At 64.9% G+C, this 13,260-nt stretch carries 14 protein-coding genes, 1 pseudogene and 1 riboswitch; of the genes and pseudogenes, 8 read left to right on the top strand and 7 right to left on the bottom strand.

All coding sequences use genetic code 11. The features are described from left to right. Positions 1-14: 14 nt before the first annotated feature. Together M0765_RS16180 and M0765_RS16175 are read right to left on the bottom strand one after the other, a co-directional pair. The gene (locus M0765_RS16180) at positions 15-1,598 is read right to left on the bottom strand and encodes an ABC transporter substrate-binding protein (protein ID WP_258504662.1); all 1,584 of its coding nucleotides are present in this window, start codon (positions 1,596-1,598) and stop codon (positions 15-17) included. A gap of 191 nt (positions 1,599-1,789) precedes the next feature. Next, positions 1,790-1,919, bottom strand: a riboswitch (glycine riboswitch). A 164-nt stretch (positions 1,920-2,083) separates the two neighbouring features. Next, positions 2,084-2,869, bottom strand: coding sequence for a hypothetical protein (locus tag M0765_RS16175; protein ID WP_258504661.1), 786 nt, complete (start codon positions 2,867-2,869; stop codon positions 2,084-2,086). A gap of 109 nt (positions 2,870-2,978) precedes the next feature. Here M0765_RS16175 and M0765_RS16170 point away from each other — a divergent pair, with 109 nt between their 5' ends. Next, positions 2,979-3,569, top strand: a complete 591-nt coding sequence (locus M0765_RS16170; protein ID WP_258504660.1) for an NADPH-dependent FMN reductase — start codon at positions 2,979-2,981, stop codon at positions 3,567-3,569. Between the two features lie 32 nt (positions 3,570-3,601). Here M0765_RS16170 and M0765_RS16165 read toward each other — a convergent pair whose 3' ends face one another. Next, positions 3,602-4,396, bottom strand: coding sequence for an IclR family transcriptional regulator (locus M0765_RS16165; protein WP_157612753.1), 795 nt, complete (start codon positions 4,394-4,396; stop codon positions 3,602-3,604). A gap of 67 nt (positions 4,397-4,463) precedes the next feature. On the opposite strand from M0765_RS16165, the gene M0765_RS16160 reads away from it, so the two are divergent. The 5 genes from M0765_RS16160 (at position 4,464) to M0765_RS16140 (ending at position 8,207) form a co-directional block, all read left to right on the top strand. Beyond that, positions 4,464-4,922 (top strand): type II 3-dehydroquinate dehydratase, encoded by a 459-nt coding sequence (locus tag M0765_RS16160; protein ID WP_258504659.1) that lies wholly within the window; start codon positions 4,464-4,466, stop codon positions 4,920-4,922. A 42-nt stretch (positions 4,923-4,964) separates the two neighbouring features. Continuing rightward, positions 4,965-5,957, top strand: coding sequence for a TRAP transporter substrate-binding protein DctP (gene dctP, locus M0765_RS16155; RefSeq protein WP_258504658.1), 993 nt, complete (start codon positions 4,965-4,967; stop codon positions 5,955-5,957). Positions 5,958-5,967: 10 nt separating this feature from the next. Continuing rightward, on the top strand, positions 5,968-6,471 hold the full coding sequence (locus M0765_RS16150) for a TRAP transporter small permease (protein WP_258504657.1): 504 nt from the start codon (positions 5,968-5,970) through the stop codon (positions 6,469-6,471). Further along, the gene (locus tag M0765_RS16145) at positions 6,468-7,769 is read left to right on the top strand and encodes a TRAP transporter large permease (protein WP_258504656.1); all 1,302 of its coding nucleotides are present in this window, start codon (positions 6,468-6,470) and stop codon (positions 7,767-7,769) included. Before M0765_RS16150 ends, M0765_RS16145 begins: the two co-directional genes overlap by 4 nt. Before the next feature lie 189 nt (positions 7,770-7,958). Continuing rightward, positions 7,959-8,207 (top strand): hypothetical protein, encoded by a 249-nt coding sequence (locus M0765_RS16140; protein ID WP_258504654.1) that lies wholly within the window; start codon positions 7,959-7,961, stop codon positions 8,205-8,207. 350 nt (positions 8,208-8,557) lie between these two features. On the opposite strand, the gene M0765_RS16135 is transcribed toward M0765_RS16140, so the two are convergent. Further along, positions 8,558-9,559, bottom strand: coding sequence for an alpha/beta fold hydrolase (locus M0765_RS16135; RefSeq protein WP_258504652.1), 1,002 nt, complete (start codon positions 9,557-9,559; stop codon positions 8,558-8,560). 188 nt (positions 9,560-9,747) lie between these two features. Between M0765_RS16135 and M0765_RS16130 the strand changes: the two genes are divergently transcribed. After that, positions 9,748-10,113, top strand: coding sequence for an Atu4866 domain-containing protein (locus tag M0765_RS16130; protein WP_258504649.1), 366 nt, complete (start codon positions 9,748-9,750; stop codon positions 10,111-10,113). Between the two features lie 143 nt (positions 10,114-10,256). Beyond that, positions 10,257-11,009: an SDR family oxidoreductase gene (locus M0765_RS16125; protein WP_258504646.1), complete on the top strand. Its 753-nt coding sequence runs from the start codon at positions 10,257-10,259 to the stop codon at positions 11,007-11,009. Between the two features lie 36 nt (positions 11,010-11,045). Here the strand turns inward: M0765_RS16125 and cynS are convergent, their stop codons facing one another. The 3 genes and pseudogenes from cynS to ntrB all read right to left on the bottom strand — a co-directional run bounded on the left by cynS (position 11,046) and on the right by ntrB (position 13,257). After that, the gene (cynS, locus tag M0765_RS16120; protein ID WP_258504644.1) at positions 11,046-11,489 is read right to left on the bottom strand and encodes a cyanase; all 444 of its coding nucleotides are present in this window, start codon (positions 11,487-11,489) and stop codon (positions 11,046-11,048) included. Positions 11,490-11,538: 49 nt separating this feature from the next. Next, a complete protein-coding gene (locus M0765_RS16115) occupies positions 11,539-12,366 on the bottom strand; it encodes an ABC transporter ATP-binding protein (RefSeq protein WP_258504642.1) in 828 nt (275 codons plus the stop codon). A gap of 22 nt (positions 12,367-12,388) precedes the next feature. Further along, positions 12,389-13,257 (bottom strand): annotated as a pseudogene (gene ntrB, locus M0765_RS16110) (nitrate ABC transporter permease). Positions 13,258-13,260: the final 3 nt, after the last annotated feature.

The raw sequence follows: 13,260 nt of genomic DNA, 5'->3' as shown, positions 1-13,260 counted from the left end.
GAAAAGAGCGCCCGTCAGTTCTTCTTGATGTTCCAGAACACGGCAACGGGCGAGCGCACCACGCCGCTCACCGCAGCCTTGCGGTAGGCGGTGAGCGGCTTGTATTCGCCGATGGGCGCGTAGATGCCGGTGTCGTACACGCGCTGCTGGATGGCCGTGGCCAGCTCCTTGCGCCGGGGTTCGTCGGCCGTCGCGAGGAAGTCGGATTTCAGCTGCTCCAGCTTCTCGTCGGTGGCCCAGCCGAACCAGCCCTTCTCGCCGTTGCCCGTGAGCGGCGCATAGAACATCGGGTTCATGTTGTCGGCAATGCCCCAGCCGGTGATGAAGAGATTCCAGCCGCCCTTGTCGACCGGGTCTTTCTTGGCGCGGCGCGTCACCAGCGTGGGCCAGTCCATCGACTGCATGTCGACATTGAAGCCGGCCTGCTTCAGCAGCTGCGCCATCACGGGCGGAAACTTGTTGAGCAGTGCAAAGTCGGCCGGGTACATCAGCACCACGGGCTTGCCGTCGTAGCCGGCATCCTTCAGCAGGGCCTTGGCTTTCTCGAACTGCGGCTTGCCGGTGAAGTAGCCGGTCTTGTCGCTGGCGAAGATCGTGCCGCACGGGTACACCGATGCGCAGCTGTTGTAGAGCTCCTTATGCACCATCTGGGCGCGCATGAGCGCCTCCTGGTTGATGGCCATGATGGCGGCCTGCGCGATCTTCGGGTTGTCGAAGGGCGGAATGACGTGGTTCAGGTGCAGCGCGAACGAGCCCTTCGGAATCGGGTTGTCGACCGTGATGGACGTGTTGCCCTTCAGCGCCGTGTACTGCTCGGGCGGCAGCCACTCGATCATGTCGACCTCGCCGTTGGCAAGCGCATTGGCCTGCGTTTGCGCATCCTTCAGGATGATCCATTCCATGCGGTCCACATACACGTTCTTGCCGCCCGCCGTGCCCGAGGGCGCTTCGGCGCGGGGCACGTATTTGGCGTTCTTCAGGTACACGATCTTCTCGCCGGGGCGGTACTCGTCCTTCTTGAAGATGTAGGGGCCCGATCCCGTGGCGTCGTCGATCTGCTTGTCGGGCGGCGTGGCGGCCACGCGCGCCGGCATGATGAAAGGCGGATTCGACGAAGGCTTGCTCAGCGCGTCCAGCACCATGCCGAAGGTGTCCTTGAAAACCAGCTTGAATGAGTTGGCGTCGACGGCCTCGGCCTTGTCGAGCGCCGCATACATCTTCTGCCCCAGCCCGTCGCGCTGGCCCCATCGCTTGAGCGACGCCAGCACGTCTTCCGAGGTCACCGGCTTGCCGTCATGAAATTCCAGGCCCTTGCGCAGCGTGAACGTCCAGGTCTTGCCGTCGGCGCTGGTGGTGTACTTGTCGACCATCTGCGGCTTGACCTTGCCCTGCTCGTCCACACCGAACAGCGTGTCGTACACGGCATAGCCATGGTTGCGCGTAATGAACGCGGTGGTCCAGATCGGATCGAGAATCTTCAGATCGGACTGGGGCACCACCCGCAGCACCTTGCCCGCTTCTTGTGCGAACGCGCTTGCAACGCCAATAGCGAGCATGGCGCCCACGACAACGGCTTTCAGGTTTCGTTTCGACAGCATCTTCGGTTCTCCGGTTGAAAAAATCGTGAGGAAAGTCAGCGAAAAACGGGGGCGATTCGGGCAGGCGCCTGCGTGCGTGCGCAGGCCTCGGCACACCCGATGAAGAAGGGAACGATGCGCGGTGCGCTCTGGCAAAGGTCATGAAGAAGAAGGCTCCGGAAGCGCGCAAGGCCACCCCGCGCACTGCGCGAGATGCCCCTGCTGTCCTTTGGCCTGAGAGATTCACCATGCACGCTCATCGCGCATGGCTTGCCCCTTCGGCGGCCGCCCTCGGAGTCCTTTTGTTCAGGACGCCGGGCAGCGCTCTCCAGCGTTAGTCATTCATCCAGTCTGGGGACCTGAGCGTTACGGGCTGTCGCCTTCGGTAATGCACTAACTCGAAGCACCGAGCCGGCATTTCTCCTGGATGGTTTCTTCTAAGCAGAATGCGTGCCACTCGGGCGCGTGCGCACAGGGGCGCACGCGGATGGAAACGCGCACCGAAGCTACTGCGGTCCGCCGCAGAAGCTCACCCTTTCGGTGGTCTTGGCGGTGAAGTGAAGACGCGTGGTGGTGGTGCCGCTGGCGGGTGTGTTGGCGGGCCACTCGCTCTGCAGCCACGTGTATTGCCAGCTGTAGGGTCCGCGCGGCTTGTTGGGTTCTTCGTAGGCAATGCGAAGGCTGCCGTTGCTCTCGTCGTGGCAATGCTTCGAACTCTTGTATTCCTTTTCGCTGAAGCAGGCGCGGATCATCTTCGAGCAAGAAAAAGGAATGCCCTCGTGGACGGCCCGGGTGTCGTCCAGCGGCACGAAGTCGGCCTTGCTGAACGAGGCGCCGCCGCCCGAATACATCTCGGACACGGTCTGCAGCACGGCCATGGCCCATTGCCCTTCGGCCAGCGGATAGAGTGCCGGCGCAAGCGAAAGGCGCGTGTCGGACATGCCGGCTGCGGCGTCTTTCTTCATGCCGGCCACATAGGCGCTGAAGTCGTGCAGGCGCTCGATCTGCCAGGTCTTCGCGTCCTTGTCGCGCCTGATGCGCGCCATGGCCAGCGGCTCGGCCGAGAGCACTGCAAAGCTGTTTGCCGCGGCGCCGCGCAGCCGGTACAAGCCCAGCGCATGCGGGTCGCAAGGCTGCGGCAGCAATGCGCACAGGCGGGCGCGCCAGTCCGGATCGACCGACTGCGGCTTCTTGACCGCATCGAGCACCTGCGCCGAGGGAGCGGCGAACACATGGCCGGCCGATGCGGCAAGCACCATGGCGGCAGTGCAAAAAGCAGGCGGCTTGTTCATGCCGGAATGGTAGCCAGAGGATTCGAAAGATGCTGCTACCAAATGCGCCGACATGCCAATGTTGTAGCCTTCGCCCCGTGGCCGCCCGGCCTCGACAACGGAGCGACGAATGGCTGACAAGATCCTGGTGTTCTACGGTTCCTACAGGTCGGACCGCATGGGCATTCGCCTGGCCGACTACCTGGTGGCGGGCCTCGGCGCGCGAGGTGCCGAGGCCGAACTGATCGACGCGCAGGCGGTGGGCCTGCCCATGCTCGACCGCATGTACAAGGAGTACCCCAAGGGCACCGCGCCCGCCCCCATGGAAGCGCTGGCGCAGAAGATCCGCGGCGCGGACGCCTTCGTCTTCGTGACGGGCGAATACAACTGGGGCCCGCAGCCCGGCCTGAAGAACCTCACCGACCACTTCCTAGAAGAATGGTTCTGGCGGCCTGCTGCCGTTGCCAGCTATTCGGCCGGCCGGTTTTCAGGCGTGCGCTCGGGCACCGTGTGGCATTCGATCCTGTCGGAGATGGGCATGGTCGTCGTCTCGAGCACGCTCGCCGTCGGGCCGATCTCGCAAACGCTCGACGCGGACGGCAAGCCCACGGGCAGTGCGGGCGAATCTCTCCAGCGCTCATTCGGCCGCTTTGCCGACGACCTCGCGTGGTGGACCGACGCCGCGCGCGAGCAGCGGGCGCGCAAGGCGCCGCCTTACTGAGAAGCCGGGTCTGGCAAGCCGGGTCGCGCCGCTCAGCCCTTGCCCAGCGAAGGGCGGCCGAACAGGCTCGACGCGTTGCTGATCGGCCCGAGCTCGGCCGTTGCGGCCAGCAGCGCGGGCGCCAGCTCATGCATGCGCTCGCTGCCAAGGCGCGTGCGCGGCCCGGCAATGCTGATGACGCCGATCACTTCCTTGCGGCGGAACACCGGCGCCGCCATGGCGGCCATGCCGGGCGCGAAGACTTCGTCGATCATGGCGTAGCCGCGCACCCGCGCCGCATGCAGAAAGCCCAGCAGCGCGCGAATGGTGGTCGGCGCCTTCGGACCGTATTCCGCCGGCGTGCCGAAGCCTTGGCGCGAGACCAGCTCCAGTGCGCGTTCGTCGCTCAGCGTCATCAGCCACGCGTGGCCGGAAGACGTGCACGACAGGCGCGCATCCATGCCCATGTCCGGGTCGTAGCGCAGCCCCGCCTGTCGCGTGCCCTGCGACTTGGCGACCCAGGTGAGGCGGTCTTCATCCACGATCGAAAGGCGCACCAGTTCGCCCGATGCCTGCGCGAGCCGCTCCAGCAGCGGCTCGGCAATGTTCACGATGCCGGCGCCGCTCAGGAAGCCGAGGCCCAGCGACACCACCTTGGTCGTCAGCACATAGTCGCCCTGCTTGCGCGTCTGGCGAACGTAGCCGCAGCGCTGCAGGTCGGCCAGCAAGCGGTGGCAGGCGCCAAGCGGAATGTCGAGCTCGGAGGCGAGCAGCGTGAGCGGCAGCCCCTGCGGATGGCGTGCAAGGTGCTCCACCATGGAAAGGCCGCGGTCGAGTGAGATGCTCATATTCTGCATTATGAAAGCAGTTTCCAGTTTGGAAAGTCTTTCGTGGCCGCGCCGAAGAATCGGCCGCATGAGTTCCATCGTCTACATCCTTAACGGCCCCAATCTCAACCTGCTGGGGGTGCGCGAGCCGCACCTGTATGGCAGCACCACGCTGGCCCAGGTGGAGCAGTTGTGCCGCGGCGTCACCGGTGAGCTGGGCCTGGACTGCGAGTTTCGCCAGACCAACCACGAAGGCGTGATGGTGGACTGGGTGCAAGAAGCGCGCGAGCGCGCCGCGGCCGTCGTCATCAACCCCGCGGGGCTGTCGTTCCGATCGATTCCGCTGCTCGACGCGCTCAAGACGCTGGATCAGCCCATCGCCGAAGTGCACATCACCAACATTCACCGCCGCGACGCGCTCTATCAGCATTCGCTGGTCTCGCTGGCCGCCACGGGCGTGATCTGCGGCTTTGGCCCGTTCGGCTACGAGCTGGCGATCCGGGCGCTGGCGCAGCGGCTCGCGGCCGCATCTGCGCCGGCAGCCTGAGTTTCAGCGTTCATCATCACAACACAACAGGAGACAGACACCATGACCTTTTCCATCGATCGCCGTACGCTGCTGGGCACTGGAGCCGCGCTGGCCGCAGGCGCCGTGCTGCCCGCCCGGGCCCAGACCACACCGCCCACGCTGCGGTTTGCCGCGGTGTTTTCGGACAAGGACATCCGCGCCGACATGATGAAGATGTTCGCCAAGGACATCGAGGCCGACTACAAGGTCGAGCTGTTCCTGAACTCCACGCTGTTCCGCCAGGGCACGGAACTCGTCGCCCTGCAGCGCGACAACCTGGAGATGGGCAACATCGCGCCGCAGGATATTTCCAAGCAGGTGCCGGCCTGGTCGCTGCTGACCTCGGCCTACCTGTTCCGCGACCCCGATCACCTGAGCAAGTTCTTCGCGAGCGACCTGGGTGCGCAGATGAAGAAGATGGTGGAAGACCAGGTGAAGGTGAAGATCCTCGGGCCGACCTTCTTCGGCACGCGCCATGTGGGCCTGAAGACGAAGAAGCGCATCAGCACGCCCGCCGACCTGGCCGGCGTGAAGCTGCGCATGCCGCCCGGCGACACCTGGCAGATGCTGGGGCGCTCGCTCGGCGCCAACCCCACTCCCATGGCCTACGCGGAAACCTACACCGGCCTGCAGACGGGCGCCATCGACGGGCAGGACAACCCGCTGCCCAATGTTCAGAACATGAAGTTCAATGAGGTGATGTCGCAGATCGTGCTGACTTCGCACCTGGTGGCCTTCGACCTGCTCACGGTGAACATGAAGACCTGGCAGGCCATGCCGCCCGCAAAGCAGCGCAGCTTTCAGGCTGCCGCGGACAAGGCCATTGCCTGGAGCACGGCCGAGCACCAGAAGCGCGAGGCCGAGCTGGCCGAGAGCTTTCGCAAGCTGGGCCTGGAGGTGTATGTGCCCAACATCAACGCCTTTCGCGACCACGCGCAGAAGGCCTACCTGGCCTCGGACGATGCGAAGAACTGGCCGCCCGGCATGCTCGACAAGATCAACGCCATGAAATAACCCCAAAGCCATGTTCGACCGTGCGCTGTCGTTGCTGCACCGCTTCGCCGAAGCGGTTGCCGCGCTGTTCCTGGGAGTGATCTTCGTCGCGTTCATCGTGCAGATCGCATTGCGCTATTTGTTCAACTGGCCGGTGGGCTGGACCTCGGAGGTTTCGCTGGCGGCGTGGCTGTGGCTGGTGCTCTGGGGCGCGGCCTTCGTACTGAAGGATTCCGACGAGATCCGCATGGACTTCGTCGCCGCGAATGCCGGCCCGCGCATGCGCCGTGCCGTCGGCGCCATTGCCGCGCTGGGCGTGATCGTGCTGTTCGGCATGTCGCTGCCGGCCTCGTACGCCTACGTGAGCTTCATGAAGGTCGAGAAGAGCTCGTACCTGGGCATTCGCATGGATGTGATGTATGCCATCTACCTGGTCTTCGTCGTGGCCGTGATTGCCCGGAGCCTGCGCCAACTCGTTCGCGGGCCCGCGCCACTGACGGACCAACCACCCTCTTCTTCCTCATCCGCATTGTGAATTTCACCAGTCCTTTTTCGCTGGCGCTCTACGTCATCGTGGCGCTCAGTCTTCTTGGCGTGCCCATCGGCCACGCGATGATCGGCGGCTCCGTGCTCTACCTGTACCTCAAGGGCATGGACATGGGCGCCGCGGCGGAGCAGTTGCTCAACGGCACCTACTCCAGCTTTCTGATGCTGGCCATTCCTCTGTTCATCCTTGCGGCCACCATCATGAGCTCGGGCAGCATCCTGGACCGGCTGCTGCGCTTCTGCAACGCCATCGTGGGCCGCTTTCCGGGCGGCCTGGCGCAGGTGAACGTGCTGCAGAGCATCGTGTTCGCCACCATGTCGGGCTCGGCGCTGGCCGACGCGGCCGGCTCGGGCAAGCTGATGCAGGAGATGATGACCAAGGACGGCAAGTACACGCCGGGCTTTGCCGCGGCGTTGAGCGCCGTGTCGTCCGTGATCGGGCCGATCCTGCCGCCTTCCATTCCCCTGGTGCTGTATGCGCTGGTGTCGGGAACTTCGATCGGCTACCTGTTCATTGCCGGCGTGCTGCCGGGCCTGCTGCTGGGCGTGGTGCAGATGGGCCTCATCTACGTGCTGGCGCGCCGGCGCCGCTTTCCGGTCGAGCCGAGGGTGCCGCTGCGCGAAATGCCCCGCATCACGCGCGAGGCGCTGCCGGCCCTCATGTTGCCGGTCATCCTGCTGGGCTGCCTGTACAGCGGCGTGACCACGCCCACCGAGGCGGCGGGCATTGCGGCCGCGTACGCGCTGCTCATTTCGGTGGGGCTTTATCGCAGCATGCGCTGGGCCGACCTGTACCAGTCGCTGCTCTCCAGTGCGCGAATGAGCATTTCCATCGGCATGCTCATCGCCGGCGCGATGGTGTTCAACTACGTCATCACGTCAGAGAACATTCCAGCGACGCTCAGCACCGCAATGAAGGGACTCGAGCTGTCGCCGCTCGGATTCCTGCTGCTGGTGAATGTTCTGCTGCTGGTGCTGGGCGCTTTCCTCGAGGGCTCGACCATCATCCTGATCATGCTGCCCGTGCTGCTGCCGACCGCCACTGCGCTGGGCATCGACCCCGTGCACTTCGGCGTGATGGCGGTGCTGAACATCATGATCGGCCTGGTGACGCCGCCTTACGGCCTGCTGCTGTTCATGATGGCCAAGATCGCGAATGTGTCCCTGATGGTGCTGATCCGCGAGACCTTCCCCTTTCTCATGGTGATGCTGGCCGCGCTGGCGCTGGTGACGGTGTGGCCGGACATGGTGCTGTTGCTGCCGAGGTTGGCGGGATATACGGGCTGATCGGGCTGATCGGGCTGAACGGGCCGCAGAGAAGATCGGCTCGCGCTATTGATGAGCGCACCAATCCTGGGACGCCGGCAGGGGGATGCCCGACACACGCTCCGGATGTTCGCCGACATATTTGGCCACCGGCAGGACGTAACGTAGAGGTTTCCCATTACGGCCTCTGCGCGAGGCAGAGAAGAAAAAATGGACCTCGACGCAGTCACCCGGCGCCTGGAAGCCGCGGAAAGCCGCATATTCGCGTTGACCACATGCCTGGCTTCGGTACTGAAATACTCGCCGCAGGCGGCTGCCGAGCTTCAAATCATTGCCAATCACCTGGACGACGCGCCGCCTGTGGCCGTGTCCGATGCACGCCTCTCGGCCGTGGCATCGCACATTCGGGTTGCGCTGGGCGCCGAGTGGGACGACTCCATCGAGGAAGCCAAGGAATAGCTTGCGAGAACGGACCTGAGTTCGTTCTCCTCCACCTCGGTCAGCCCCAACACCAGGTTCCTGAACTCGGCCAGGTAGCAAGGCAACATCAGCGCCGCCGTGAGCGCATGGACGTCGTTGCCCCGCGCAAGGTGTTCATTGCATGCCGCAATGCTTTCATGGATTTCGAGCGCCATTGCAACTCGGCCGGGAGCTTGCTGTGCGCAGCTCATGAGGTCTTCGCTTCTCTTGCGGGTCATCGCCAGTCCTTGAGGCGCACTTCGGGCGGCGCCGCAAGGCAACTCTATTCACCCCGGAGCGCAGCGGGGAGTAACAACATCGTCGTGAATCGGTCCGCTGCAGCGGGGTCGTTACGGGGCCTCGGCAGTTCCGCCCGCGCGCACCGCACGCACCACCGACAGCACCGCATCGACCACGGCATCCGGATCTTCGAGCTGGATGTTGTGCCCTGAATTCGGCAGCACCCGGTGGGTGCTTCGAGACGACCAGGTCGCCTGCTCTTCATGCAGCTGCTTCCAGATGGCCTGGACCTGCCTTCCTTGCTCCGGCGTGATCTTCATTCCCCGGAGTTCGGCCGCGGTGTAGGGAGCCATTGCCGTGAGCACCACCAGCGGGCGGTTACCCAGATCCTGAAAGTCCCGGGTCTCGGCAAGCGTACTGTCGGTCGAATCGCTCTCCGCGAGCTGCGTAGTCAATGACTTGGGCGCGTAAGCCCATATGGCCTCTGCATCGCGTGCAGTCCGGTGCGGCGGCCGAGGCAGAAGCACCGGGGCCGCCGCGCGCAGCAGACCGGTCCAGGCCAGCGCCACGCCGACCCGGGACAACATGGAACGCGATTCGGTCATGAAGCCCGCCACGCGCTCGACCTGCTCCGGATGCGAGGGATCGACGAAGACAAGTCCCGCGACCTCCGGGCCGAAGTGCCTCGTGAAACCCATCGCGTAAAGCGCTCCGATGGACTGGCCGACCAGCACGAAGGGACCGCGCTCGCCGGCTTTGGTCAACGCCGCATGAAGGTCTTGCGCCACCTGCCTGGCGCTGTGGGGGGCGCTCGAGAAATCGCTCCACATCAGGCCCGCGCGGCTGTACGCGCAGGCGCGCGTGTGGGCGGCGATCTTCGGCTGCACGTCGGTCCAGCTCAGCGAACCTTCGACGCTCAGCCCCGCCTCGAACACGACCGTGGGAGAGCCCGAGCCCCGGCAATCCAGCTGGATCTTCCGGCCGCCGATGTCGACCATTGTTCCGGGCGGAGGAAAGTCCCGTGCGGCCCGGTACTGGCCCAGGCGCTCGTAGACGATGCCCGCCAGCACGAGCAACGCTGCGAATGCGGCGACTCCCAAAGCGATGTGCATGGTTCGGCGTCTGGAGGTTTTCAAGGGTGAGCCTCGGGGCGCTCTATTCTTCCGCAGACTTCCGCAGAATTGGGCAAAAAATCGACACGAAGCGGATAACGCTCGCAGGGGTGCTCTTTTCACAATGGACTGGCACGAAAAGCCAAACCGGCCGATCGATCCACACCATCGAAAGAAAGGCGCACACCATGTCCACCGGCACCACCACGCACCGCGGCGGCAGCACCCTGGCCGCACTCTCGCTCTCCCTGGCGATGGCTTCGGCGCCATCGCATTCGCAAACAGAACCGGCCCGCGCGCCGACCGATCAGAACCGCTATGTCGGCATGTGGGTCACCAAGGACGGCTACATCCGCCATGAACTGCTGCCGGGCGGCCGCTACGACGAGGCGCGCGGCAACCGCCGCAGCGCCTACCAGGGCCGCTACACGCTGCGCGGCGATCACATCGACTACGTCGACGACACAGGCTTTACGGCCGATGGCGACTTTCGCGACGGCGTGCTGTACCACGCCGGCATGGTGCTCTACCGCGAAAGTACACCGCGGCGCTGAGCCCCAAGACGCGCGTTTTGCAGAATCAGGCAAGAACGCCGTTCGATTCGTCTAACGCCCGAGGCGCCATCCGCGCGAGACTTGTCACCATGCCGGCGCAGCGTTGCGCCATGGTTCAAACAGACCAGCACGAGGAGTTTCTTATGAGCGCAATCCAGGAAAAAGTCGTCCTCATCACGGGCGCAAGCGGTGGCATTGGCGCAGCGGCTGCACGGCTCTTGGCGCGGCGCGGCGCCAAGGTGGTGCTCGGCGCGCGGCGCACCCACAAGCTCGAGGCTCTGGCCGAAGAAATCACGGCGGCCGGTGGAACGGCGAGCTTCCAGCGGCTCGACGTGACCTACCGGCCCGACGTGGAAGCGTTTGCCGAGTTCGCCCTCGAGCAGCACGACCGCATCGACGTGCTGGTGAACGCCGCGGGCGTGATGCCGGTCTCGCCGCTGTGGACGCGCAAGATCGACGAATGGGAACTGATGATCGACGTGAACCTGCGCGGGGTGCTGCTGGGCATTGCGGCGGTGCTGCCGACCATGCAGGAACAAGGCTGGGGCCACATCGTGAACGTGGCGCCGGTGCCCGCGGACGGCGTGTCGCCCAACTCGGCGGTGTATTGCGGCACGCAATACGCGGTGGACGCCATCTCCGAAGGGCTGCGGCAAGAGCATGCCGGGCGGGTGCGCGTGACGGTGGTGCGCCCCGACGTGAATGAGGCCGACAAGACGCTGGCCGACCGCATTGCCGCCTGCAGCACCTTCGAGCGCATGGTCACCCGGCGGCGCATCGCGGTGCCAGTGGAAGCCGTGGCCCGCTCGATTGCAGGCGCCATCGAAGGCGGCAGCATCTCGGCGCCCCGACGCCCGGCGTGGCGGCCGAAGCCGGCCGAGCACGCGGCCTTCTGAGGGGCCGCGTCTTCCGAACTTCCGAACGGCCGCGGGTCAGTAGGTCTTGTAGGGCAGGAACTTGCCCGACAGCACCACGTTGACGCGGTCCCCCTTCGGGTCGGCCTGGCGCTGGATGTCCATGCTGAAGTCGATGGCGCTCATGATGCCGTCGCCGAACTCTTCATGGATCAGTTCCTTGATGGTGGTTCCATACACGCTCACCACCTCGTACCAGCGGTAGATGAGCGGATCGGTCGGCACGGGCGTGGGCAGCGAGCCCTTGTAGGGCACGACCTTGAGCCACTTCTGCTCCTCCACGGTCAGGCCGAAGATCTTGCCGATGATCTTCGCCTGCTTGTCGTCGAGCGTCATCTGTCCCAGGCACGCGGCAGTGGTCCACTCCTTGGAAAGGCCCACCTTCTTGGCCACGTCGGCCCATTGAATGCCCTTGGACACCTTCACGGTGATGATCTTCTCGGTAACGTCGTTGCGGTTCATGCGGGTTTGCTCCTGATTGAATTGAATGGGTGGCTGGGAAAAATATGGGTCACGCGGCCTTGGCCCGCGTGACGAGAAAATCGACGATGTGGTTGCGCAGCGCGTAGTAGCCGTCCAGGTGGTGCAGCGAGGCACGCGTGCGTTCGCGCGGCAGCGGGTTGACCACGGTCTCGGCGATGTTGCCGGGCCGCCAGCCACCGCCGGGCTGGTCGGCGCCGTTGGTCATCAGCAGGATGCGGTCGGCCAGCAAAATGGCTTCGTCCACGTCGTGCGTGATCATGAAGACGGTTTGCTGCGTCTGGCGCACGATGGCCATCAGCTCGTCTTGAATGGTGCCGCGCGTGAGCGCATCGAGCGCGCCGAAGGGTTCGTCGAGCAGCAGCATCTTCGGCTGGATGGCAAAGGCGCGCGCAATGCCCACGCGCTGCTTCATGCCGCCCGAAAGCTGCGACGGCTTCTTGTCGATGGCGGCCTCCAGGCCCACCATGGCCACGAAGCGCCGCACCTGTATGTCGACCTGCGCGGCCGACCAGTCGGGCCAGCGCGAGCTCACGGCGAATGCGATGTTCTTGCGCACGGTAAGCCACGGCATGAGCGCGTGGCTCTGGAACACCACGCCGCGCTCCAAACTCGGGCCGGCCACTTCGCGGCCGTCCATGAACACGTGGCCGGCGCTGGCCTGGTCGAGCCCGGCCAGCACGTTGAGGATGGTGGTCTTGCCGCAGCCCGAGTGGCCGATGATGCAGACGAACTCGCCCCGGTCGAGCGTGAACGACACGTCGGCGAACACCGGGCGCGCGGGCGCGAAGGCTTTGGCAAGCTCCTCGATGCGCAGGAAGCCGCTGGTAGCGGACGATGGGTTGGGAACAGCTGTCATGAGGGCGCCTTGTGCCGATCGATCACTCCACATAGGTCACCTTTCGCTGCAGCCCGGCAAAGGCCTGGTCCAGCAGCATGCCGACGACGCCGATCACCAGGATCGCGAAGATCACGTTGGTGAGCGAGAGGTTGTTCCACTCGTTCCATACGAAGTAGCCAATGCCCGTGCCGCCCACCAGCATTTCGGCCGCCACGATGACAAGCCACGCAATGCTCATGCTGATGCGCATGCCCGTGAGAATGGTGGGCGCCGCGGCAGGCAATATCACGCGGAACGCACGGCGCAGCGGCTTCACTTCGAGCGTACTGGCCACGTTGAGCCATTCGCGCTTGACCGATGCCACGCCGAACGCGGTGTTCAGCAGCATCGGCCACACCGAGCAGATGAAGATCACGAAGATGCCGCTGACCGACGAGTCCTTGATGGTGTAGAGCGCCAGCGGCATCCACGCGAGCGGCGAGATGGGCTTGAGCACCTGGATGAACGGATCGAAGGCCTTGTGCAGCAGCGGCGACATGCCGATGACAAAGCCCAGCGGCACCGCGACCGCGCAGGCCAGCAGAAAGCCCAGGCCCACGCGCCCGAGCGAATACGCCAGCTGGACGGCAATGCCCTTGTCGTTCGGCCCGTTGTCGTAGAACGGGTTCGACAAGTGCTTCCACGCGGTCGCGGCCATTTCCGCCGGAGCCGGAAAGCCCGAGCTCTTGACCTGGCCGCCCGGGTCCTTGCCGAGCATCTTCTGGTATTCGATCTGCTCGGCAGTCATGCCGGCGGGGCGCCGTTGCCGGCGGCCGGCATGGTGGCCAGCTGCCACGCGCCCACGAGCAACAGGAACATCAGGAGCGACACCAGCGCCGCCTTGAGCGACAGGTTCTTCTTGCCGTTCATGGT

It is taken from the genome of Variovorax sp. S12S4, assembly GCF_023195515.1.
GTDB lineage: Bacteria > Pseudomonadota > Gammaproteobacteria > Burkholderiales > Burkholderiaceae_C > Variovorax.
Note: the sequence above shows the minus strand (reverse complement) of the source record. Positions and strands in the feature narration are given on the sequence as shown.